This window comes from Helicobacter cetorum MIT 00-7128, assembly GCF_000259255.1.
GTDB classification, from domain to species: Bacteria; Campylobacterota; Campylobacteria; order Campylobacterales; family Helicobacteraceae; genus Helicobacter; species Helicobacter cetorum_B.
Genome location: NC_017737.1, coordinates 292,753 through 316,798, shown reverse-complemented (window position 1 = coordinate 316,798; position 24,046 = coordinate 292,753). Strand labels below are relative to the sequence as shown.

Genomic DNA, 24,046 nt, shown 5'->3' with positions numbered 1-24,046 from the left:
TATCAAAAACTATTCAAAGATTATGCCTTTTATTTTATTCTATTCATTTTTTTGATATTATTAACTAAATTTATAATATATTGTAACTAAACTAAACAATTATTAAGACCAACGAGGAAAAAAGATGAAATTCCGCTTACATTGGCTCACTTTAGCCTTATTTTTTGATACCTCCATAAACGCTCAAACCTTAAACTTAGACAATTTCTATTGGCGAGATTACATGGATTTTGGACAAAATTTAGGCAAGTTTGACCCTAACAACTTTAATCCTAATAGCGATAAAGACTTCACTTATGATGGCAAAAATGGCGTAGTGGCTGATTTTTCAGGCATACCAGATTTTTCCTCACGCAACTTAGCCGGAAATGTTACATCTTTAGGGCGTAATATCACCGTTACCGCACATCATATCAGATGCACAGATTTTGAAAAAAAAGATGGCATTCAGTCTGCCAATCAATCCAAATTACAAACATGGGGCAATACTTCTTATGAATTTGATTATGAGTCTGACCCTCAATGCAAAGACCCTAATAGCACAACAAGGCTAAATGGACTCCACCAAAAAACCTATGGGCGAGATACGATGTATGTGCGCACTAAAAAATACATTGTAGAAGGGTCTTCAAGCCCTTTAGATGTAGGGTTTGATAAAAATCCTAGCGAACAGGTAAATAATATAATAAAAGAAAAAGGCGCATACAAACAAGAACGATTTGACAAACAAAATGAGCTAGACAAAGAACTTACCGACTACTTGTTAAAAAATATCAAAACAGATAAAAATGGCATGCCCCAAGCCTTTCAATCTGGCTCAGGCACTTTAAACTTCATCATAGATAACAAACTTTATGGCGATTTAAAAGATAAAGAAAATGGCGTTGTGCGTGGCATTTTATTAGGACATATAAGTAAAAGTGGGGGTTCTTGGCTCTTAAGAGACGATTATTCTTCAAGCGGACAACCCAACCCATTAGTGCGCTGGGGGTCTCAATCTTCTTGGAAAAAAGGAACAAAAGCCGATGAAGAAGAAAAACAATCTTTTAATGGAGAAGGGTTTTATCTCTCTGTTTTTGGCTCTATGCCTTGGAAAGACAAAGATGCTTTTAAGCTCAATCCTTTCTTTGCGGGTGTAGACCAAGGCGATAGCGGTTCAGCGCTCATTGCCTATGATACCAAACAAAATAAATGGGTAGTGCTTGGTGTGCTTTCCCAAGGCGTTCAAAGCAATTCTAGCGATATAACGGGGGCATCGGCGGACTATTCGCCCGTGCTAAATGTGGATTATCAAAATTATAAAAAACAATTTGAAAATGAAATGAAAGATAACGACACAAGTAAAATACAAGCAAATAAAGACAATATTTTTAAAAGCGAAATCACAGACAAAACCTTAACTTTTGATACTAATACTAATCTAAATGGCACAGGACTAGTTTTTGAAAGTGGTGAGTGGACACTTAAGGGGAATGCGAATGCTAAAGACTTAGCCGGATTAGATATTGCTAAAAATGCTAGTGTTACATGGGATAACTTAACGCTTGAAAAGGGCGATTTGCATAAAGTAGGCGAAGGCTCTCTTAAGGTAATGAATGCAACTAATGGGAATTTACGCTTTGGCGAAGGCATTGTAGAATTAGGGACAAGTAGCGCATTCAATAATATTTATATTACCGGACAAAATGCGACTTTAAAACTAGGTAATAACATAACAAATAGCACGCAACATAATTCTTTAGATAAAAAAATCTTTTTTGCTAAAGGTGGGGGGATTTTAGATTTAAATGGACACGACCAAATTTTCACGCAATTTTCAGCTGATAATAACCATGCAAAAATCATTAATAGCAACCTAATAAAAGAAACAACTCTTACCCTAGATTTAAAGGCAAACCCCACTATCAATCAAAATGGGAGTAGTGATGACAAAGGAAATCCTATTTTTGTAGAAAGCTTGCCTACTCAAGGCGTAGAAAAAAACGCTGTGATTATGCATGCTCACATTGGAAATACCACAAAAGAAAGCTCAAACAACAGCAAGCTTAACTTAAATATCAATTCAACAAACAATCAAGTAACCACTATTTTAGATGGCGGTTTTAATGTCAATCATGTAACCATTAATAACGAAACCATTTTGCAATCGCACCCTACAACCCATGCGAGTTTTAGGGAAAGTAAGTATAACCCAAGCGCCAAAAAGCCAACCCAAGCAGAAGTGTGCAATGAAGCAAAAAATGGAAAATTGAATTATGATCGCTACTATGAAGACCCAAAAATACAATGTCTCATTGAAACTTATAAAACTACAATCAACCCTAAATTACCCGACTATATGGATATTACCCGCCCAAGCACTCTCACTCAGCCTGATTGGGATAAACGCACCTATACAGCACAAAAAGTAACGATAAAGAGTAACGCAACCCTAAAAGTTACAAGCTCTACAGATTTAAAGAGTGATGTAGAGCTACAAGACAATGCCACTTTAATTCTAGGCGACAAAACCCATTACGCTGATTTTTATGATGGCGAAAATACTACCGGTAATGGTTTCGCATACAAACAGCTTGTAACAAGCAAAAATATAGATACTATCTTTAAAACTCAAGGTTTTAGCAACAGCATTAACGCAACTAAGGCAAATATTACAAGCTATTTAGAAAACTTCGCTCCTAGCTCGCTAAAAATGAATGGCGGAACATTAAATGCGGACTATTTAACGCTTAAAGCCGGTAATCAAGCCACCCTTACTGACACTAAAACAGAAATTAAAAATTTAAACATTCAAGGTGGAACTCTTACACATAATAGCACGCTTAATGTGAATGAGAGCCTAAAAATGACTAGTGGAAATCTTAGCGCTGAAACTATCAATCTTAAAAATATAAAAGATTTTACTCAAAATCAAGGCACAATCAATGCTAAAACCATTAATCTCAATAATAGTGTGCTAAATACCCCTATGAATGTAAATAATCTAGCTAATCTAAAAATAGAAAATCATAGTCAAGCTTATTTAGACCATTTAACCCTACAAGCTCAACCATTAGAAAATCCCACACCCATGCAAGCTCTAGCCACCATACAAAACAATACGCCTATTTTAAAGATTACAGGCGATAACACTTCAAATTTATTAGTTAATAATCTCAATATTTCAAGCGGAACCTCAACACTACCAATCAATACAGAAGTCATTCAAAATCTTAATATCACTCAAGGCACAACCCAAACAATTCTGCAAGGCAATGATAAAACATTGACCTTAGCTAACGACGCCAAAATCAATGTCAAAATAGATAAAGCATTTTCAGATGAGGTAGTAACCACGGGAAATGAAATTCAACGCACCATATCTTTACCCACTTTAAACGACAAGCGTTTGATTAAAGATGTATTCATTACTGACAATTCCAACAAAAATTATTACTATACTTATAATTTCAGTGGCAATGATTTGATTATTAAGAAAAGCAATGAGAACCCTTTATCTAATAAAGCATTACACAAACTCTCTAACAACTACCACTTCTTAGCCTTACTCAAAAACGCTACGAACCCTACCATAGAGAGAGAATTTAAGGCTATGGCTATGACAAGAAACCAAATAGGCATGCAAAATCTAGTCAATAAAACCAATAGTGATTTAAGTAGTGTAGCAAGCTTGAGAGACCCCAATGATGTGATGTTTCTTTTGGAATTAGAGAACGACCCTATTTTAAGGGGCAAGAGTGAAATCTTTACCAAAACTCGTGCAAGCAATATTGGTGTGAGTCAATATCTAGGGGGGCATTATGCAAGTAAAAACGGATTTAAAATCGGCATAGGAGGACAAGCTGGGCGGGTGTATCTAGGAAGAGCTACGATTCAATACAATAGCAATGAAGAAGAATCTGGGTTTGGGTTGGCTATTCAAACTAGCTATGCACAGCTCAAAGAAAAATCCAAATTTAATGCTATAACCTTAAATAACACTCAAAATGCTAGTTGGCAAACACGCATTATAGATAGTAGAGTTGCTGGGGAGTATCGCTTGGTATTAAATAGCCTTTCTTTAATAGCTCAAGTAGTCTTAGGCTATCAACAACACAATAACAGCGCTTTCTCTACGCAAGATTTTTACGCTAAAAGCGCTCAAAGACAATGGTTTACTAGTGGAGCAAAAGCCATTGTGCGTTTTACGCCCAATCGTTTTTCTATGGAACTTCAAGGTGGCATAACCCATTTCGCACATTTAGGCAAAAACTCACAAGAAGTGAGTTTTATCTATGACCCTTTGTTTGCGACCTATAAGGGAGTTAAAGCCAAATTGCAATGGTTTGCAAGCTTAAATGCGAGATACTTAATCACACAGCATTTTTTCTTAGGGGCGAGTATTGGACAAAGTTTGAAATACACTATGGGTGAGTTTAGCTTAGGGTGGAGTTTTTAAACTACTCACTTACATCGCATAATGCGATAGCAAAATGCACTTTTATGCCTAAATTTTTAAGATAACTAAGAGCCTCTTTTAGGGTGGTTCCGGTAGTAATAATATCATCAAGCAAGAAGTAATCTAAGCTTTTGTCGCCTTTGAAATTAAAGTTTCTAGGGTTGTTTGTGCGAAATTCTAGGCTTTTTCCTGCATAAGCGATAGAATTGGTTGCCCTTAAATTCCCATAAGTGGCTTTTAGATTGTTTTTGCAAAAAGCTTTTAAAAGCACAGCCGAATGTGAGTAAAAAGACTTCACTCTATCATCAATAGCTATGCCATAAAGGGGGGCGTTCAAACCCTTTTCTTTTAAGATTTTTAAAAACTCTCTACTAGCTTTTTGGGCAAGCAAAGGTAAAAGGCGAGAGCCAATGAGAGAATACTTGCTTTTGATTAAATCTTCTACTTCACTATAAGCATAAAAGCTATACACGCTCACACCTTCTAAGACTCTTACTTTTAATCGTAAAGATAGGTCATTCAAACAGCTTTGACAAAGGGGTTTAAAAGAGAGTTTTAAGCAAGTTAAGCAACGCATTCAATAAAGGCTACTATTTTTTGGTGTAATTTTTCTATGCTTTCTTTAGCGTTTAATTCTAAAATCTTACATTGAAATCTTTCTTTAAGCTCATAAGCACAAACCTTTAGTTTTTGTTGGATATTTAATAGCTTGTCTATACCTTGATTTTCTATTTTATCTAATTGTTTAGAGCTCAAACGCTGTTTTAAACTCTCTTCATCTATCCATAAGAGAATGATTTTTTCTGGCACAATACTTTGCGTGGCTAAAAGATTTAATTCTAAGCTTGAAAACTCGCTATAAGCCATGCCAGAAATTAAACTTCTATCACTAATAATGAGTTTTTTTTCTTTTAAAGCCGGTTTTATCACGCTTTCTATATGCTCCGCTCTATCGCTTAAGAATAAAAACATTCTAGCTAACTCGCTGATATTTTCATTTAAAGCCATATAGCGTAAACTCTCGCCAATTTTTGTGCTACCGGGTTCTTTAGTGAAAAGGGCGTTTTGAAACTTTGTTTTTAATAAGTCTATTTGGGTGCTTTTACCCACACCATCAATGCCTTCTAATACTACATACATTTTTAAATGCCCCCCTTATTTTTCACTAGCTCTAACACACTTGTTGGCAATAAATGGCTTGCATCACCCTTATGAGTGATGATTGAGCGCACAATAGACGAGCTAATAAACGCATTTTCTAAGGTTGGCATAAAATAAATGGTTTCTAGCTCCGTATTCAAGGACTTGTTCGCATAACCCATTTGTAATTCATACTCAAAATCGCTCACCACCCTTAAGCCCCTTACAAGCATTTTACACTGATGTGCCTTAGCAAAATCTGCCAATAGCCCCTCAAAACTCACACACTCTACATTTTTAAAAGCTTTTGTAGCAAGTTTCATCATCTCTAAGCGCTCTTCTAGGCTAAACATAGGTTTTTTAGCGCTTGAATTGGCTACAGCAACAATGAGTTTTTCAAACAATTCGCTAGAACGATGGATAATATCTACATGCCCATTAGTTACAGGGTCAAAAGTTCCCGGATAGATACCTATTTTTTGCATTAGCTTAACACTCCCCACCTTGGATATAAATCATTCTCTATTCCCAAACTATCAAACCATTTCCCCACTAAAAAATCCTCCATAGAATCTAAATCTTTGCTTTGAGTGTAATAAGTCATCATAGGTGGCGAAATAATCGCATTAGAGCGAGAGAGTTTTAATAAGTTTTCTAACATAATATCACTTAGAGGCATTTCTCTAGGAGCAATAAGTAAAGGGCGTTTTTCTTTAAGCATAACACTTGCACATCTAGAGATTAAATCCCCTCCAAAGCCATGCGCAATTTTAGCGACCATATCCATACTAGCTGGAATAATCGCCATTTTATGAACGCCATAACTCCCTGATGAAATGCTTGCATGAATATCTTGTTCATCAAAAAGAGTGATAGAAGAGCGCTCTTTTTTAATCACACTCTTTAAATTGATTTGCATTTCCTCTTTAGCCACCACCAAAGAATTTTTAGAAACCACCACAAACAGCTCAATGTCTTTAGGAAGCTTTCTAATAAAGCGCAATGCTAAGGGGATTCCACTTGCCCCACTAATACCTAAAACTAATTTCAATCTATTCTCCCTTACAAAACTTGAGCCTTAGAGCTACTTAATATACGCACTTTTAAGATTTTATTGCTCTCTAAATTCTTAGCTTGAATCACACTATTAAGCGCACCATTTTCTAAAACTTGCAAATTTGTTTCTAGTATAATGCGCCCCTCTTGATACACCCCCACAATAACATCGCCCTTATGCACCACAATAAGCGCTTGAACTTTGCTTGCATTTAAAAGCGTGCTAGGTGCGATATAGACCTTGGCACTAGAGTGATTGATTGCACTTTCTAATAAAGGGCTTTCAAGCGAGCCAAAAGGAATGCGTGTGGCTAAAGTATTAGCCTCAGTGATATTTTCATCTTTTTTGATAATGCCTACACTCTTAAAAGCTTGAATACTCCCTATAATGCTATAGCGCACAGGCAAGCGCATTTTTGATTGATTTTCTAATTCTATATTTAAAAAGACCACCCCATCTTTTCTTAATGTCTCTTTAGAACCTAACTCATAACTTAAAATCTTAGCATTATTAAATCGCTCTGCTAAATTCAAATTGATTTTTTCAATCTCTAAATGCAAAGCTTGATATTCTTTAAGATAAGTTTTAGCAATTTCTTTTTCAATCGTGTTTAAATCTAAAGCAAATAAAAGGTTTAAAAAAATTAAAACACCAATAAACGCCTTCAAAATCCCTCCCTAACTTTTTCTAAAAACCCCTCCATAATCCTTTGGATACGCCCTCCAAAATTCACTTTTAAAGCCCTATTTTGCACGCCTTTTTCTATCTCTAGCACACGCCCTGTGCCAAAAACCTTATGCTGAACCAAATCCCCCACCCTAATAGATAAATTCTCTTTATCATTTGTCATAAGTCCTGCCTCTCTTAAAAATAAAGAGGGCATGCATGGGGTCTTTCTACCAAAATACAAGCGCTCTTTCACATAAGAAAGGTGCAGTTCTTCCTTAGCTCTAGTAATAGCGACATAAGCTAGACGGCGCTCTTCTTCTAAATCATTGTCATCATCAAAATCTTTATAAAAACTCCCATGGGGGAAAAAGCCCTCTTCTAAGCCAATCACAAACACACGCCTAAATTCCAAGCCCTTACTCATATGCACGCTCATGCAACTCACTTTGCCACAATCTTGAATGCTTACATTATCTAAAGCGCTTTCATTTAAAAAATCTAGCAACGAACTCTCTAAATTTTCTTTAAAAAATTCTTTTAATAAGCCTAGTAATTCTTCTACAAAGCCCTTTCTTTCTTCATAATTGTCTTCTTTTTCATAGCTTTGCATTAAGTTAGTTTCTTCTAAAAATTCAGCACAAAACTTCTCTATAGAAATTTCAAAATACTCTCTTAAGCGCTTAATTAAAGCTACAAAGTTTTTTAAGACTTGCAAATTTTTAGCGCTCAACACACCCACAAATAGCTCTTTTTCTAATGCCTCTTCTAAACCTAGTTGCTCTTTTTCTAAAGTTTCTAGCACCAAATCTTGCGTTTTTTTCCCAATGCCTCTAGTAGGCTTATTGATAACACGCCTTAAAAAAAAGCGCTCATTCTTATTGGCTACTAAACGCATAAAAGCTAGAGCGTCTTTAATTTCAGCTCTTTCATAAAAACTCACAGCCCCCACTAATCTATAAGGAATATTTAAGGCATTCAAACTTTCTTCAATACTACGACTTAATCCATTTAGGCGATATAAAATCGCTATTTCTTCTAAATTCTCGCCTTTTTCTAAAAGCTTTTTAATCTGATAAGCCACATTCAAGCTTTCTTCTTTTTGGGTAGGAAACTCTTGACACTCCACGGCCTTATAAGCACCCTTATGACTAATTAAGGTCTTTTTATGGCGGTATTCATTATGAGCGATTAGTTTATTGGCACATTCTAAAATCTCAGCACTTGAGCGATAATTTTGTTCTAATTTAATCAATTTTGAGTTTTTAAAATGCGTAGTAAAGTTTAAAATATTAGAAATATCTGCCCCTCTCCAACCATAAATGCTTTGGTCATCATCACCCACTACACACAAATTATCATGTCTGCAACACAATAATTCTAGTAGCTCAAATTGCAAGCGATTAGTATCTTGATACTCATCAACCATAATATAATTATAGTGCTCGCTTAATTCTTGAGCAATAGAAGAATTTTCTTTTAAGATTTTAAAACTAAGGGCTAACAAATCATCAAAATCTACCAAATTATCCTTTTCTAAAGCGCTTGTATAGTGGGCATAGGCTTTTTGACATTCTTTGTCTTGTGTTTCTAAGTCAATAATATGGTTTTTGATTTTTGAAATATTTTCACGATGACTAGAGATTTTAAGCTGTTTGCAAAGCGATTTGGTATCATCAGCATCTAATAACACAAAATCACATGCCCGTTTTAATAAGTGCATATGCTGGCGTAAAAATAATAACCCAAAGCGATGAAAGGTGCAAAGCAAGGGAGGAACAATGATTTGATTTTCCAATAGATTGCTCGCTCTTTCTCTCATTTCTAAACTAGCCTTATTGGTAAAGGTTAGCGTTAAGGTATTTTGTGCTGGCACTCCCAAAGCGCCAATAAGATACGCTAAACGGCTTGTTAAAGTCTTAGTCTTCCCGCTTCCAGCTCCTGCTAAAATAAGCATAGGGCCTTGTGTGTGTAAGACAGCTTCTTTTTGTGCCTCGTTTAGTCCCTCTAAAATACTTTTTTCAAAATCCATTTTTTACCTTATTCTAAAAATTCGCCTTTTTTCTCTTTGCTCAAACGCTCTTTTAAAATATCTGTATCAATTTTAAAATCAAAGTAAGAAGAAGAAAAATTAGGGGTATTAATGGCTAGAAAATGATTTAAAGCAGACTTTAAATCACCCTTTTGTTGGTATAACAATCCTAAAGCATAGCGAATATCTTCATTTCTTGGCTCATCAAGCTTGCCAAGCTCTAATAGTAATGACGCTTGATTGTAGTTGCCTTGAATAATATGCACTAGGCTTGCTAAGATTTTTAAGCGTGTTTCATTATCCTTAAGCCCTTCAATTAGGTTTTGATATAATGCACTTGCCTTTTCATATTTACCTTGAAACAAGCTCACTAAAGCTAAATTTTGCAACAAATCATTAGGCTCTTCGCCCTCTTCTAAACTAGCGAGCTTTTTTTCAATCAACTTCTCTTGTTTATCCAAATCTCCTACAATAAATCCCATATACGCATAAAATCTACGCCCTAAAATGGGCCCTAGCATGGTTTGTTCCAAATCAATCGTATTAGAATCTAAAAGTGTGTAGATACTCAAAGTATGACGGATATTGGCATCATAGTAGGATACCACTTCATAAAAAATATGCGAGAGTAAATCTTTTGGCAACATGGTTTTTAAGCGCATAAAAGATTCTATGGCTAATTTTTTATTCTTATTCTCATTGGCAAAGACCATTTGCAACGCATAATAAAGGGGGATTTTTTTAGGCGCATTTTTAAGCCAGTCCATATCCCAATTAGTGCGATGGTTTAAAAAGGCTACAAGCGAACCTAAAAAAGCTTTTTGTGTAGGGGTAGAAAAATCTTGATTATAGAAATTCTCTGTAATTTCTCTTAAAAGCTCTGCGCCATCATCATGGGTAAAATGCGCTGACATTAAGGCAAATATCGCACTCAAATAATCTGCTGAATTTAAATGATAAGCCCTTAAAAAATGAAAATATGCTTTGTAGTAATTTTCTAATTGCGCATAAATTAAGCCTATATTGTAGTGTATCAAGGCATTATTAGGGCTATTTTTCAAAGAAAGCTTAAAATAATACAAGGCTTTACGCAGATGTTTTTGCTCTAATTCCCTAAGCCCCTTTAAGCTATTTTTATCCGCTAAAGCAATCATACGCCCTCTTTTTAGAGCCTTGCTCGCTCCTTCTAAATCCTTTTGTTGCTCTGAATCTAAAAGAAAAAGCCCTTCTTGAATCACCCCTAAAGCCTCATAAGAATCTACAATCTTAAAAGGTGCATAATAAAAAAGAATACGATAAATGGTATCTCTCTTTCCTTGAAAATATTGAGCTTTCCAAAAATATTCTTTAGCAGATTCTTTATCCAAATAAAACGGCTTTGATAGGGGCTTGATAGGATAAAAAGAATTAGCTAGAGCAATTTGCTTTTTCCTATGACTAATCATTTTTAAGATTTCGCTCACACTAGAAATATCGCCCCTTTTTAAGCTAATCATTTCAGTAGCCATTAGCCCTTGCAAATCGTTAGGATAATGTTGCAAAAATCTCTTTAAGTGTGTCAACGCCTCATCATAATTGCCTAAGCGTGCTTGCAAAAGCCCTAAAGCAAGCTCATCTTTGCTAGTAGCGCTTTTCTTTAAATTCTCATACGCATTACTCTCATCTCTAAACATTAAAAATATTTTAGATGCTAGGCGTGCATTGGGCTTAAGAAAGGCTGTTGAATTGGGGTGTTTTAAGGGCGAGAGAGCCTCAAAATATTCCTCAGCATAGTAGGACTTAAGCGCATACGCATAAGAATAAAAAGATTTTTTATAATCCTTGTATAAAGTTTCTCTAACAATTTTTAGATAGTGATAATATAAATCTGCATCTTTTAAATAATAAGCGCTCACGAGCGCATCAAGCGCACTTGCACTTGCATTTTCTTGTGAGGCAATGCTAGAATCAAATGAATCTAATGCCTCATTGTAATTCCCCTCATTAAACCTAATAACGCCCAAATTATGGCTTGCAATACTTTGAGAGAAAGAGGCAATTTTATCAAATAAGTGCAACGCCTCATTTTTTTGACCTTGCTCATATAAAATGCTCGCTTTTTTTATCATCGCATCCACTTGACGCTCTTTAGATTCATTAGGAGCAAAGGCTCCCTCGCCCATTAAATCCGGTAAATTAAGATTTTCTGCCTTTTCTTTAGCGTCTTTTTCTTCAGCATTATTGGCACTATTAGTTGTGGCTTGCTTTGAAGTGGCTATAGGAGCTTTGGAGTTTTCCTTTTTCTTTTCTTTATGTCCCAAAAATAAGCTTAATACTATAATTAGCACTATAAAAGCAACTAACATTGCAATAGCAATAATGAGCTTTTTCTTATCATTCATAAGCCCCTTAAAAAGCTCTTTGGGGTTTTTTAGCTTGTCTATAGTTTGTTTGAAAGCTTGTTTAAAAGGGGGGATTTTAGAATCAGTTGAGCTTAAAGCAGAGGGTTCTGTTTCTTGGGCGTATTCTTGCGTTTGTGTTGGCTCTTCCCCTACATCTTCTGTTGCTTGTGCTGTCTCTTCTAGGGTTTGTGAATCTTGCTCTTCATTTACCACGAACTAACCTTATAGATACTTTTCTAATGCCTTAGGAATGCTAATACTTCCATCAACTTGCTGGTGGTTTTCCATTAAAGCAACCATAGTCCTACCTACCGCTAAAGAAGAGCCATTTAAGGTATGGACTAATTGATTTTTTTTGTTTTCTTTAAAACGAATTTTAGCTCGCCTAGCTTGAAAATCTCTTGTATTAGACACAGAGCTAATCTCTCTGTAGCAATTTTGTCCGGGCAACCACACTTCAATATCCACGGTGTTACTCGCACTAAAGCCTAAATCCCCACTGCATAATTGCACAAATCTATGCGGTAATTCCAAAGCCTTTAAAATTTCACTCGCACTCTCTAGCATATGTTCTTGCATTTTATCGCTCTCTTTAGGGTGTGTAATCGCTACAAGTTCTACTTTATCAAATTGGTGTTGTCTAATCATGCCCCTTGTATCTCTTCCAGCACTTCCTGCTTCACTTCTAAAGCAAGGCGTGTGAGCGGTCATTTTAATAGGAAGTTTTTCAGATTCAATTATGGTGTCGTTATACAAATTAGTGAGCGTTACTTCAGAAGTAGGGATTAAATACAAATTTTCATTTTCTATTTTAAAAACATCTTCTTTGAATTTGGGTAATTGTCCGGTTCCAAAAAGCATTTTTTCATTCACTAAAGCGGGTGTGTAGACAACTTCAAAGCCATTTTTTTCATTGAAATCTAACATCAAGTTAATGAGCGCTTTATAAACTTTAGCCCCAAAGCCCCTCATTACTGAAAAACGACTCTTGGCTAATTTCACGCCGCTCTCAAAATCAATCCAGCCATTATTTTGAGCGAGCTCAAAATGCTCTTTAGGTTTGAAATCAAAAACTCTAGGGGTTAAAATTTTTTTAATTTCTACATTATCTTCTTCATTTTTGCCTAAAGGGGTTTTTTCATCTAAGAGATTAGGCACTCTAACTAGCCATGCATCAATCTCGTTTTCTAATTCACTAACCACTTTAGAAAGAGCGTTTAATTTTATTTTATTATTTTCTAACTCTTTTTTTAGCCCGTTCACATCTTCCTTTTGAGCCATTTTGATACCAAATTCTTTGGAAACTTTATTTTGAAAAGCTTGCAAACTTTCTAATTCTATGAGTTGCTTTTTATAGCCAACAATTTTTTCACGCCAAAAAGCTAGTGTATCCTTATCAATATTACGCCATTCTAAAGTCTTAGCTACTTTGTCAAAATCTTGCAATAAAAGTTTTCTATCAATCACATTAACCCCTTTTAGTTTATCTCTCTAAAACGCCAGGTTTTAGCCCACTCTTCTATGTAGTGTTTAGTAACTTGTGTGCTAAGCATACCCATTTTACCCTGCAAAGAATTTTCAATACTTCCATCTGGCAGCGCAATAAAGCTATCCCCATAAAATTTCCACAAAATCTCTTGTTTTTGCTCATTATGAAAGGCAGTCTGCGTATAAGCCCCAATGCGGTTAGCTCTAATCAATACGCATGAATTACAAAATGCACGCATTTTTCCTAAATCCCGCCATCTCTCATTAGATTCAAAAGTTCCCACACTACTTAATAGCACTACATCTACGCCTTGCTTTTTAGCTTGAACCCATATTTCATCAAAATGAGCTTCAAAACCAAACAAAGGGGCGATTTTTAAATTTTCTCTCTCAATAACTAACAACTCTTTAAAATCTGTTTTCTCATTATCAAAAAAGCTTTCTTCATCCCAATGCGGATAAGAAATCAAACGCTGTTGTGTGTAGTATTGAACGCCCTCTTTAGAAACTAAAGCGATTTTTTTATAAATTTTTTTTTCCTCTTCTAAAAGAACAGGCGCAGAAATCACTAAATCCTTCTCTTTGCAAATTTTAAGCAAGCATTCAATCGCTTGCATAGACTGCATAGAAATTTCTGCAAAATCTAGCGCCATGTTATGATGAAAAAAGGGATTAATCACATATTCTGGTAACACAACCACGCTAGAATCTGGCACAGCCTTTAGAGATGAATGAATTAAATCCTCTTTAAAACTCTCTAATTGTAATGCTATAACTTGCACTCCCACTATCTCAACCCCCTTTTAATCAAGTGTTTGAAATTTTTCATATTCTTTGTGAGCTTCTTCTAAAAGCTTTTGAGCTAAAGTCAGCTCTTGCATGCCTTGTTGATACAATTCTATGCCTTCTTTTAAGGGCAACTCAGCGCTATTTAAGCGCTCTAAAACTTGCTCTAAAGCTTGAATATACTCTTCAAAGCTCTTTGTTTTAGACGCACTTTTACGCTTAGGACTCTTTTCTACTTCAAATAAACGATTTTCCATTTTCTTAAACTCCCCTAGAATCTTTACTTGCTAAAAGCATGATAGAAACTTCCCCTAATGAGCCTTGCGTTTTTAAAACATTAAGCCCTACTTGCTCTAGCTCTAATTTCAAGCTTTCTAAACTCAAAAACCCCTCAATAGATTTAGGCAAATAAGAATAAGCCTCATAATTCTTACTCACTGCTCCCCCAACTATTGGTAAGACCTTATTGGTATAAAAACCTGAGATTTTGTCTAAAAAACTTGGATTATCCTTTTTTAGAAATTCTAAAATCACCAAAACCCCCTTAGGCTTTAGCACTCTAGCAAACTCTTTTAACGCCTCTTGTCTTTCTACAACATTGCGTAATCCATAAGAAATAGAGAGAATATCCACGCTATTATCTTTAATGCCCTCTAAGCTTTTTGCCTCTGCTTGGATAAACTCAGCCTTTCCTATAAACTCTTTTTTTGCAAGTTTCTTTTTGGCAACCTCTAACATATTATTTGCAGGGTCAATCCCTACACATTTTTGAAAACTTGCTTGGTATTTTATAGCGCTCTTTTGCCATGCTATTAGCATATCGCCTGTCCCACAAGCCACATCTATAAGCTTCAAGGCTTGCTTGTTTTCAAGCATTAAAAACGCTTGCTTGCACGCATCTTCACGCCATTTAATATCCATGCCAAAACTAATTAAGCGATTGGCTTGGTCATAAGAGCTTGCTATATCATCAAACATGTTGATGATTTTTTCTTGTTTTTGCTCTAAATTCTTTTCACTCATTCTTTTATCTTTAAAAAGGTTTAATAACCACTAAAATCACAATGCCTATCAATAAGATTGTAGGCACTTCATTAAACACACGATAGAATTTCCCACCTCTTTTATTGGGGTCGTTAGCTAATTCACGCATGCATTTTTTACAAAAAAAGTGATAAATTAGTAAAAATGCCACTAACAACAACTTCGCATGCAACCAACCCCCACTTTTAAATAGCATAGGATTGGCTAGGAGCATTAAAATGCCCGTAATAAGCGTAAATCCCATAGCAGGCGCACCTATAAAGGTATAAAGTTTTTTTTCTTGCACTTTTACTATCTCAACAAACTCTTTTTTATGGGCATTCTCTGCGTGATAAACAAACAATCGTGGCAAATAAAATAACATTGCCATCCATGAGACAAAGGCAACAACATGAAAAGCCTTAATCCACAAAAAATACTCACTCAATATTCCCATACACTCTCCCTAACATACTTTCTATCAATGATTAAAATGCGCTAAAAATGCATGCAATTTTTCTCTTGCACCACTAATTTCTACTTCCACACCTTGGGCTTGAAAGTTTTTTTTATTTAATTGTAGGCTAAATTTCTTAACTTCACGCTGAATGTAATCTAATTGTGCGTAGTCATAAGTGCCAACATAAGTTTCTAATTCTATAAACTCCTTGAAAGCATTTTCTTCCTTGGCATTTTCTATACACAAAAGCACGCTCTCTGCATAAGCTTTCATAAGCCCCCCAACTCCAAGCAAAGTCCCCCCAAAATAACGCACACTAATCATACCTACCCCCATTAAATTCTCTCGCCTTAAAACATTCAAGCTAGGCATACCTGAACTTCCTTTAGGCTCGCCATCATCGCTAAAGCCTTCTTCAATCTTACCTTCTTTCATATAGCGAAATGCTGTTACAAAATGCACTGCCTTAAAATGCTCTTTTCTTAAATTTGAAAGCATTTTATCAAACTCGTTAAAAGGCATTAAATACCCTAAAAAGCGTGAAGCTTTAATTTGGTGCTTGGAGGTGATAAGTTTTTCAAGCGTTTGCATGCGTGCTCTTTTGTGCTTTTATAATGCCTAATTTCCACACACTGCCTACAAAACTCACCACAAAAATAGTCAAAAGCGCATAAAAATGGCTTGCTACATCAACAAACTCTGCTTGCATTTGATTTAAGCGCACCAATAAGCTAATGCCATGATAGGCTGGAATCATATTAGCAAACACTTGTAAGCCTATAGGTAAGGACTCAAAAGGCCATACAAAGCCCATCATAAAGATTAAAGGTAAAGATGAAATCAAAACAATTTGAGTAGTATAAGCAGGGTTTTTTATCCAAGTGCCTAAAAAAATTCCTAAACTTAAAGTTGAAAGCATAAAGACTGCACTATTAGCAAAGACTACTAACGCACTTGCATGTCTTTCAATCCCATGAATAGGAAATAGCACTCCAAAATACAACATCATAAATACACTAAGAACTACCATAAACATAACAAGCCTAGCGCTTAGAATACAAGCAATTTGTTTTTTGCCACAACTAATTGTTTCTAAACGCCTAGCACTTGTAAGCATACTAGCTCCTATAAGCATAACTTGGTGCAAGATAAAAACAAACACACTAGAAAGAGCATAATTCAAATATCCCTCACTAGGATTATAAAGAGCGATAGGCTTAATGCCTACAATATTAGTTTCTAATTTAGCCTCTTCTCTTTGGGCATTGCGCTTAAACTTGATTTCATCATTAAGGGCATTCACGCTATCAACTACCGCCGTAGCCAATGTGCCATAAATCAAAAAATAATTAGCATTAGCATAAAAATCTATGGTTGTAGGAATTTGCTTATAAATATTAGCCTCAAAATGATAGGGGATATGCAAAATTCCATAGATTTTTTCTTCTTTTAAAAGCTCTCTAGCCTCTAGCATAGAAGGGCTTTTGTAAGCAATATTGAGAGAATTAGAACTTTGTGCCATAAAAGCAAATTGGCGAGATAATGCGCTATTATCTTCATCTACAAGAGCGATTTTTTGATGGGTTACTACATCATTTAAATAGGGCAAGGGATATAGCATGCCATACATAATAGACCCTCCAATCACTACAAATAAAACCCCCCTATTAGCTAAAAATGCCTTAAATTCTTTTAATAATAAACTTAAAAAATTCATGCATTAACTCCATTAGAGTGCTTTTTAAAAAAGCGAGCAAAAAGAAAAATACCTAGTAATAAGAATATTAAAAAAGGCAACAAAGGCAACAAAGAATGCAAAGATTGTGTCAAACTAGGCTTATAATAGGCCTCTTGTAAGAAAAACTTCATAAAATGACTAATAGGCAAAAAATGACTCCAAAAATTCCCTGCCATTTCCATGTTGTTTTGCGGATAAGTAACTCCAGCAAAAGCCAAGCTTGGTGCTGTATAGCCTGCTACTACACTCGCAACCTTAATCGCATCCTTAAGCACAACATACATAAGCACCACAAACCCACTCATAATCAAAGTCATAAGCCCTATAGCCAAAACTACCAATAAGAAATGCTTGTAATTGCCTTGCATGCCAATGAGATTAAAATACAACACCATAACTATCCCAAAACAACCAAAAATGCTTGCATTTGCCCCAATACTCCATAAAAATTCTTGCATATTAGAGACTTTTTGAATGAAATTAAGCATACCAACGGCTACTAGAATTTGCCACATACAAGGCAATACCACGCTTAAGAGATATTGTGCGTAATTATTATTTTCGTTATATAGCGCATGCAATTTAGTGATAATAGGCAGTGCTTGAGCTTTAGCTAAACTTAAATTCGCATCTCTTATGAGTGCTTTAGTAGCCGAAGTCTTAGCATCTAAAGTTAGAGCGGTTTGCAAAAAGGCGTTTTTTAAGGTTTTACCTATTAGGACATATTCTGCATTGTAATAAAAGGGCAAGTCAATATTGCGCCCCATTTTAATTTGACGCTCTAAATCTTTGGGCAAAACTAACGCCCCATAAACTTCTGCGGAATTTAAAAAGCGCTTAGCCTCTTTGAGATTTGCTACATGGTGTTTGATGCTAATAGCACTTGTAGCGTTTAGTTCAAAAATAACTTGATGGCTCGTAGTCGTTTTATCCAAATCTATTACAACAATAGGGAGCTTTCTAGGAATTTCTTGAATAAAAATTTGCTTGCCCAAAATTCCTAAAAAAAGGGGCAAAACAAAACACACCACAAATAAAAATTTGTCTTGCAAGACCCATAAATAAGCTTGCTTAAACAAAAGAAAATCCTTATTAAGGCTTAAGCGTTACAAGCACGCTCATGCCTACTCTAAAGCCCTCTAGCTCTTCTAAAGGAATCGCCTCTACTTCATAGCTTTTCATATCATAACTGCTCGCACTATTAGTGGCTTTCCAAGTGGCAAAATCCCCCATAACACTCAAGTATTTAACTTTGAATTTTGCATTCTTTTTTAATGCAGGAATATAACCTTCAAATTCCTTTCCTACAGCAAAATCACTCAAATATTTTTCAGGAACACTAATTTTTAGCCACTTGTCATTCAAATCTATCATTAAGACTACAGGAAAGCCTTTGGGGCTTAACTCCCCACTAAATAAAAGCACATTGCTTACTTCTCCCTCAATTGGCGCATAGGCTTTAATATCTTTTAGATAAGACTCCACTTCATTCACTTGTCCTAAAGCTGCACTTTCTTTAGCACTAGCAGCGATTTTACTCTCTTTGCTTGCCCCATCTAATGCCATTTTATATTTTTGATAGGCCGCACTCTCATTGTATTTGGTGCTTTTAAAGGCTGCATAAGCCTCATCTCGCTTTTGCAAACTTGCCACGCCATTATCATATAAATCTTGAATGCGCTTATAGGTTTCTTCTGCTAAAGTAGCTTGAGATTTTGCTGCTTGCCAAATATCATGAGCTGAAATAATAGTCTCATCTCTTGCGCCTTTTTTGACTTCATCGCTTAAGGCTTTTGCTGCCTTATGCCCCGCCTCAGCTTGAGCGAGTTTTGCTTCTAACTCAGGGCTAGAAATGCTAAAGACTAAACTACCCTTTTTGATTCTATCGCCCTTTTTGACAAAAACCTCATCAATACGCCCGGGCACTTTAGAGCTTACGCTATATTCTCTAGCCTCTAAAAAACCTTGTAAGATTTCAGCTTTGGGGCGATAGGCTAAATAAAATAGCACTGCCAATAAAAGAAAAGCTCCCCCCAAAACGCCTAATAAAATCGCTTTCTTTTTTTCAAGTTTTTGTATAGACATGTTATTTTCCTTATTCAATAAACATATTCATAAAACATATCAATATGGTCGCTTAATACCATTAAATTGGCTAATGAAACAATATACCTATAAGCCACACTCTTTTGCTCCACCATAATTGATGCAAGCGTATTTCTAGCATCAATGACTTGAGCGTTAGTGCTTAAGCCTTGTGCGAATGCTTGCTCTTGAAGTTTTAAATTCTCTTTAGCTAATTCTATGCTAGAAATCAAGCTTTTATACTCTTTTAAGAAAGAGAGAGTTTCCTTATAGGTCTTACTCACTAATAACTCCATATCTTTCTTGGCTTGAACTTGCTGACTTGAGACTTGCAATTCGCCTAATTTGCTTGCTTGGTATTTTTGAATGCGCCCTAAAGGCGAAAGAATAGGCAAACGCCCTGCTACACCCACAAACCAATTAGGAATCATATCTTCAAACACCGAATTGTTTTGTTTCATAATATAAGAGCCAAAGAAAGTGAATTGAGGCAAGAATTTAGCCACTTGCAATTTGGTGTTATCTTTAGCAATTTCTACATGATTGGCTAAACTTCTTAGAGCCGGATAAGAACTAATCGCATCATTGACAAAAACACTCAAATTGGGCAAAGGCTTATCCACAATCGCTAAGCCCTTTAAGGGCAAGGTGTTTTCCTTGCTAGACAAAATGGAGTTAAAAGCTAATTGTGAAATATCCAAAGTGTCTTTAGCCCTAGCACTAGCAATATGCGCCTTATCATAAGCAACTTGAGCGCCTAAAGTCTCTACTCGTGCAATTTGTCCTACTTTTTGCATTTTTAAAGCATTTTGGAAATGCTTGTAATGTCCTGCCTCAATGCCTTCTAAAACCTCTGCTACTTCTGTGTTTAATGCCATGCCATAATACACGCTCACTAATTCTTGAAAGGTAGAGAGCTTGCGCAAACGATAGACCTCTTGTGCGTCCTTTTGCATTAAATCTGCTATATGCACCATAGTAAATCTAGCACCACCCATATAAATGGGATAAACAATGCTTAAAGCCCCAATCACAATATTTTGTTTGGAATATAACAAAGGCGCTCCCAAAGTCCTAGCTAACCCTCCAAAACCTTGCATAACGCTTTGTGCTCCTGCTTGCAAACCCGCTTGCATATTAGGAGGCATGTGTTGCATTGCTGGGGACATAGTGTGCTGTATGCCTTGCAAACCTTGATGGATTTGCCCCATAGCCTGTTGAACCCCCGCTTGTTTTTGTTGTGTAAAATCCATTTTAATGGGGTTAGAGAGATACACATAAAAGGCACTCAAATCAATTTGAGGTAAGAAAGAGAGTTTAGCAGCTGTTTTTAATTTTCTAGCACGCTTGATTTCATATTCGCTCGCATGCAAGCCATCATGATTAGAAAGCACCCTATCCCATGCTTGCACTAGCGATATTCTTTGGGCTTTTGGGTCAGTTAAGGGAGTCTTTTTGAATGGCTCAGCAAGACTTAGTTTGGAATTGTCATTGGGGGTTTGAGGAAGAGATGTTTGAGAAATATTCTTTTTTTGCTCTGTAGCTTGTGTTTTATCTTCTGTTGTTTGGCTAGTTTTTTGTTGGTTGGCATTGGATGCTATGTTTTCTTCAAGGGCATTCAAACAAACTGCAAGCCCTAAAGCAATGCTTAAGATTCTTCTTGTCTTTCTCATTATTGCTCCTTAATCTCCTGCTTAGTTGCTTTCAAGCGCTTGATTCTAGCACCCTCTACACTCAATACTTCAAACAAATAATTATGCGAAGTGATTGTATCTCCCTCTATAGGCATGCGTTCTAAAAGGCTAAAAATATAACCCCCAAGGGTTACTTGCTCACATTCTTTGTCAAATTCAATGTGAAGCACTTCTTCTACGCTCTCTAAATCCAGCATGCCATCTAGCTCAAACACGCCTTCTTCAAGCTCGCTCACGCCTTCTTGCTTCAAGTCGTATTCATCACTAATATCCCCCATAATCTCTTCAATAATATCTTCCATAGTGAGTAGCCCAGCTGTGCCACCATATTCATCAATCACCAAAGCGGTATGGATTTGTTCTTTATTCATCTTAATGAGAATTTGAGAAATTGATGCACTTTCTGGAACAATAATCATCTTTCTGACTAATTGTTTGAAGTCATGCATTTCTGGGGTAAAAATAGAGCGAGAGAGCAAGTCTCTAATATGCACCATGCCAATAATATTGTCCTTAGAGCCTTTACAATAGGGGTAGCGAGTGAAACGGCTTTTTAAAACAATATCAATATTTTCTTCATAACTATTTTCTTCGTCCAAACAAACCATGTCTTTTCGTGGGGTCATAATCTCTTTAGCACTCGTATCAGAAAAATCTACGGCATTTTTAATGATTTCACCCTCAACCGAATCAATAATGCCCCCTTTTAGACTTTCGCCCACGATAATTTTAAGCTCCTCTTCAGAGTGCATATTCTCATGCTCTTTAGACGGATCAACCCCCATTCTCTCTAAAAAGAAATGCGCTATCACATCAAACAAACGCACGATAGGATAAAACAGCACCCAAAATACATGCAAAGGGCGTGCGATAAATAAAACCGCCTTTTCGGATTTAGCAATAGCTAAGGATTTTGGCACAATCTCACCCAACACCACATGCAAAAAGGTGATACCCAAAAATGCTATCCCCACACTTAAAGAATGGATAAAAATAGGATTATCCCCCATATCTATTTGTCCCAAAAGCGCATACAATAGCTTAGCAATAGCAGGCTCTCCCACCCAACCTAAAGCTAGTGAAGAAAGTGTTACACCAAGTTGTGTAGCACTCAAATAAGTATCTATGCGCTTGCTCATATCCAAAGCAAGCTTGGCATTTAAATTGCCCGCTTTAACTAGCTCTTCTAAACGAGATTTACGCACTTTTACAAGGGCAAACTCTGAAAGCACAAAAAAGGCGTTTAACAACACCAACAAGAAAGCAGACACCAACATCAGAATCGACTCAGATGCGTCCAAATAAACTCCTTAATGCTCCCCAACCTTTCTTAAAATCTCAAAAAAGATACAAAATTTTGTAATTCTAACATAAAAGATTAAGCCTAACTTTAAAAAGTATTTTTAAAATCCTCTCTCATATTCTTGCCTCTAAAAAAGCTATCGCCATAAATAAGCCTGCTCCCAAAAGCGCAGAAATAGGCACGGTTACTATCCAAGCGGTGATGATTTTTTTCAATACCGAGCGTTTAACCACTTCTTCTTTATAAACTTTCTTAAGTGATTTTTTCTCTTTTTTCTTCAATTCTAGGGCTAAAACGGTGTTTTTATTCTTTTTCAAGCTCTCTAACATAAGCGATTTTTCTTTCAAACTAGCCTTATCAAAGCGATTTAAAAAGCCCTCAATTTCTTCTAAATCCTCCCCAAAGTGTGCTGAAACAATGCTATCTCTAATCTTATAAAAGCGTTTTCTTAAATGCTCTCTTAAAAACCCCACTCCAAATACCGCTCCAATAACAATGTGCGTAGAACTTACGGGCAATCCTAATTGAGACGCTAAAAGCACGGTAATAACCGCTGAAAGTGCGATACAAAAAGCTTGCATTTTATCTAATTCAGTAATTTCAGAGCCAACCGTTTTAATGAGCTTTGGCCCATACAAGCTTAAACCTAAAGCAATTCCAGCTCCCCCAACTATCATAATCCACAAAGGCACAGAGCTTAAAGTGCTTTCTATAGCATTCATAGAATTACCTAAAGTTTCACTAATGGCTGCTAAAGGGCCTATCGCATTGGCTACATCATTAGCCCCATGCGCAAAACTTAAAAGTGCAGCTGCAAAAACTAGAGGAATATTAAATAGCTCATTAATGCTTTCATGCTTATTTTCTATTAAAGACGCTTTTTTAGAAACATACCTTTTAAATACCCAAAAAACCAATAAGGCAATAATAATGCCCGCTAAAAGTTGGTATTCCCAACCAATTTGATAAAAGCGCTCTAAAACTTTTAAAATCAAATACCAGCTAAATGCTAAACTCATTAGTGCTACCAAATAAGGCACGACCTTTAGAGCTGCGCTTTTTTTATCTTCTTTGTAAGCGATAGTCTTTTTAACTAACATCAAAAGCAACATTGCAATCACGCCTCCCATAGCAGGAGAGATAACCCAACTCGCCACAATGCCTAGCAAAAACTCCCAATTGATAACATCAACTCCAGCTGCCGCAAGTCCTGCCCCCATAACCCCCCCAACTACAGAGTGCGTAGTAGAAACTGGTGCGCCAAATAAAGTGGCTACATGCAACCATAACGCCCCACTAAGCATGCTTGCAAGCATAACTTTAATAAAAATTTGTGCATCACCAATCAAATCAGGAGAAACAATGCGCCCTCGTATTGTAGAAACTACCTCTCCTCCAGCTAAAATCGCTCCAAGCATTTCACAAATCCCAGCAATGAGTATCGCTCCACCCATAGTGATAGCCTTAGAGCCTACAGCAGGGCCAACATTATTAGAAACATCATTAGCCCCAATATTCATAGCCATATAGCCCCCAATAATGGTTGCAAATACCAATAGCAATCCCTTAGATTCAGCATGACCAAAAATAAGTGCCAATAGGGCTACACCAATAAGAAATACTACTGCAAAAGCAATTTTTAGGGTATCTTTTTGAAGTTTCTTGGAGGCTTTTTGAAACTCTTTAATGTCTTTAATTTCCATAAATGTGCTAAAAACCTTTTACTCTTACTCTTAATATTTGAAGTTGAGTGTT

Annotated in this window: 20 protein-coding genes; 1 reads left to right on the top strand and 19 read right to left on the bottom strand. The window is 36.1% G+C overall.

Features of this window, described 5'->3' with window-relative positions; all coding sequences use genetic code 11:
- Positions 1-124 precede the first annotated feature (124 nt).
- Entirely contained in the window at positions 125-4,438 is a 4,314-nt protein-coding gene (locus tag HCW_RS01575) for a S6 family peptidase (RefSeq protein WP_014660477.1), read from the top strand.
- A gap of 1 nt (position 4,439) precedes the next feature.
- On the opposite strand, the gene HCW_RS01570 is transcribed toward HCW_RS01575, so the two are convergent.
- The 19 genes from HCW_RS01570 to HCW_RS01480 all read right to left on the bottom strand — a co-directional run bounded on the left by HCW_RS01570 (position 4,440) and on the right by HCW_RS01480 (position 23,994).
- A complete protein-coding gene (locus HCW_RS01570) occupies positions 4,440-5,015 on the bottom strand; it encodes a phosphoribosyltransferase (protein ID WP_014660476.1) in 576 nt (191 codons plus the stop codon).
- Positions 5,003-5,578, bottom strand: coding sequence for a dTMP kinase (gene tmk / locus HCW_RS01565; RefSeq protein WP_014660475.1), 576 nt, complete (start codon positions 5,576-5,578; stop codon positions 5,003-5,005). The genes HCW_RS01570 and tmk overlap by 13 nt, the downstream gene beginning before the upstream one ends.
- 2 nt (positions 5,579-5,580) lie before the next feature.
- A complete protein-coding gene (gene coaD / locus HCW_RS01560) occupies positions 5,581-6,063 on the bottom strand; it encodes a pantetheine-phosphate adenylyltransferase (RefSeq protein WP_014660474.1) in 483 nt (160 codons plus the stop codon).
- Positions 6,063-6,629: a UbiX family flavin prenyltransferase gene (locus HCW_RS01555; protein ID WP_014660473.1), complete on the bottom strand. Its 567-nt coding sequence runs from the start codon at positions 6,627-6,629 to the stop codon at positions 6,063-6,065. Before HCW_RS01555 ends, coaD begins: the two co-directional genes overlap by 1 nt.
- 11 nt (positions 6,630-6,640) lie before the next feature.
- Entirely contained in the window at positions 6,641-7,303 is a 663-nt protein-coding gene (gene flgA, locus HCW_RS01550) for a flagellar basal body P-ring formation chaperone FlgA (RefSeq protein WP_014660472.1), read from the bottom strand.
- On the bottom strand, positions 7,300-9,333 hold the full coding sequence (locus HCW_RS01545) for an ATP-dependent helicase (protein WP_014660471.1): 2,034 nt from the start codon (positions 9,331-9,333) through the stop codon (positions 7,300-7,302). Before HCW_RS01545 ends, flgA begins: the two co-directional genes overlap by 4 nt.
- 8 nt (positions 9,334-9,341) lie before the next feature.
- Positions 9,342-11,789 carry a tetratricopeptide repeat protein gene (locus HCW_RS01540; protein WP_231283047.1) on the bottom strand — a complete coding sequence of 816 codons (2,448 nt, stop codon included), beginning with the start codon at positions 11,787-11,789 and terminating at the stop codon, positions 9,342-9,344.
- Positions 11,790-11,936: 147 nt separating this feature from the next.
- Complete coding sequence (gene serS, locus HCW_RS01535; RefSeq protein ID WP_014660469.1) at positions 11,937-13,181, bottom strand: serine--tRNA ligase; 1,245 nt, start codon at positions 13,179-13,181, stop codon at positions 11,937-11,939.
- 11 nt (positions 13,182-13,192) lie between these two features.
- Positions 13,193-13,984, bottom strand: a complete 792-nt coding sequence (locus HCW_RS01530) for a carbon-nitrogen hydrolase family protein (protein WP_014660468.1) — start codon at positions 13,982-13,984, stop codon at positions 13,193-13,195.
- A gap of 21 nt (positions 13,985-14,005) precedes the next feature.
- Positions 14,006-14,245 carry an exodeoxyribonuclease VII small subunit gene (gene xseB, locus HCW_RS01525; RefSeq protein ID WP_014660467.1) on the bottom strand — a complete coding sequence of 80 codons (240 nt, stop codon included), beginning with the start codon at positions 14,243-14,245 and terminating at the stop codon, positions 14,006-14,008.
- A 4-nt stretch (positions 14,246-14,249) separates the two neighbouring features.
- Entirely contained in the window at positions 14,250-15,011 is a 762-nt protein-coding gene (gene ubiE, locus HCW_RS01520; RefSeq protein WP_014660466.1) for a bifunctional demethylmenaquinone methyltransferase/2-methoxy-6-polyprenyl-1,4-benzoquinol methylase UbiE, read from the bottom strand.
- 10 nt (positions 15,012-15,021) lie between these two features.
- Positions 15,022-15,468, bottom strand: a complete 447-nt coding sequence (gene hemJ, locus HCW_RS01515; RefSeq protein ID WP_014660465.1) for a protoporphyrinogen oxidase HemJ — start codon at positions 15,466-15,468, stop codon at positions 15,022-15,024.
- A 24-nt stretch (positions 15,469-15,492) separates the two neighbouring features.
- On the bottom strand, positions 15,493-16,062 hold the full coding sequence (locus HCW_RS01510) for a YigZ family protein (RefSeq protein ID WP_014660464.1): 570 nt from the start codon (positions 16,060-16,062) through the stop codon (positions 15,493-15,495).
- Positions 16,049-17,188, bottom strand: coding sequence for an ABC transporter permease (locus tag HCW_RS01505; RefSeq protein ID WP_014660463.1), 1,140 nt, complete (start codon positions 17,186-17,188; stop codon positions 16,049-16,051). The genes HCW_RS01510 and HCW_RS01505 overlap by 14 nt, the downstream gene beginning before the upstream one ends.
- Positions 17,185-18,288, bottom strand: coding sequence for an ABC transporter permease (locus HCW_RS01500; RefSeq protein ID WP_014660462.1), 1,104 nt, complete (start codon positions 18,286-18,288; stop codon positions 17,185-17,187). The genes HCW_RS01505 and HCW_RS01500 overlap by 4 nt, the downstream gene beginning before the upstream one ends.
- A 13-nt stretch (positions 18,289-18,301) precedes the next feature.
- Positions 18,302-19,294 carry an HlyD family secretion protein gene (locus HCW_RS01495; protein ID WP_014660461.1) on the bottom strand — a complete coding sequence of 331 codons (993 nt, stop codon included), beginning with the start codon at positions 19,292-19,294 and terminating at the stop codon, positions 18,302-18,304.
- A gap of 14 nt (positions 19,295-19,308) precedes the next feature.
- Positions 19,309-20,967 carry a TolC family protein gene (locus HCW_RS01490; protein ID WP_014660460.1) on the bottom strand — a complete coding sequence of 553 codons (1,659 nt, stop codon included), beginning with the start codon at positions 20,965-20,967 and terminating at the stop codon, positions 19,309-19,311.
- Positions 20,967-22,265: a hemolysin family protein gene (locus HCW_RS01485; protein WP_014660459.1), complete on the bottom strand. Its 1,299-nt coding sequence runs from the start codon at positions 22,263-22,265 to the stop codon at positions 20,967-20,969. Before HCW_RS01485 ends, HCW_RS01490 begins: the two co-directional genes overlap by 1 nt.
- A gap of 139 nt (positions 22,266-22,404) precedes the next feature.
- Positions 22,405-23,994: an inorganic phosphate transporter gene (locus tag HCW_RS01480; protein WP_014660458.1), complete on the bottom strand. Its 1,590-nt coding sequence runs from the start codon at positions 23,992-23,994 to the stop codon at positions 22,405-22,407.
- Positions 23,995-24,046: the final 52 nt, after the last annotated feature.

Bases quoted from the DNA above. Each gene is read 5' to 3' on its own strand.
- HCW_RS01575 (WP_014660477.1), top strand. From the start codon at position 125: ATGAAATTCCGCTTACATTGGCTCACTTTAGCCTTATTTTTTGATACC.
- HCW_RS01570 (WP_014660476.1), bottom strand. From the start codon at position 5,015: ATGCGTTGCTTAACTTGCTTAAAACTCTCTTTTAAACCCCTTTGTCAA.
- tmk (WP_014660475.1), bottom strand. From the start codon at position 5,578: ATGTATGTAGTATTAGAAGGCATTGATGGTGTGGGTAAAAGCACCCAA.
- coaD (WP_014660474.1), bottom strand. From the start codon at position 6,063: ATGCAAAAAATAGGTATCTATCCGGGAACTTTTGACCCTGTAACTAAT.
- HCW_RS01545 (WP_014660471.1), bottom strand. From the start codon at position 9,333: ATGGATTTTGAAAAAAGTATTTTAGAGGGACTAAACGAGGCACAAAAA.
- xseB (WP_014660467.1), bottom strand. From the start codon at position 14,245: ATGGAAAATCGTTTATTTGAAGTAGAAAAGAGTCCTAAGCGTAAAAGT.
- ubiE (WP_014660466.1), bottom strand. From the start codon at position 15,011: ATGAGTGAAAAGAATTTAGAGCAAAAACAAGAAAAAATCATCAACATG.
- hemJ (WP_014660465.1), bottom strand. From the start codon at position 15,468: ATGGGAATATTGAGTGAGTATTTTTTGTGGATTAAGGCTTTTCATGTT.
- HCW_RS01510 (WP_014660464.1), bottom strand. From the start codon at position 16,062: ATGCAAACGCTTGAAAAACTTATCACCTCCAAGCACCAAATTAAAGCT.
- HCW_RS01505 (WP_014660463.1), bottom strand. From the start codon at position 17,188: ATGAATTTTTTAAGTTTATTATTAAAAGAATTTAAGGCATTTTTAGCT.
- HCW_RS01495 (WP_014660461.1), bottom strand. From the start codon at position 19,294: ATGTCTATACAAAAACTTGAAAAAAAGAAAGCGATTTTATTAGGCGTT.
- HCW_RS01490 (WP_014660460.1), bottom strand. From the start codon at position 20,967: ATGAGAAAGACAAGAAGAATCTTAAGCATTGCTTTAGGGCTTGCAGTT.
- HCW_RS01485 (WP_014660459.1), bottom strand. From the start codon at position 22,265: ATGTTGGTGTCTGCTTTCTTGTTGGTGTTGTTAAACGCCTTTTTTGTG.
- HCW_RS01480 (WP_014660458.1), bottom strand. From the start codon at position 23,994: ATGGAAATTAAAGACATTAAAGAGTTTCAAAAAGCCTCCAAGAAACTT.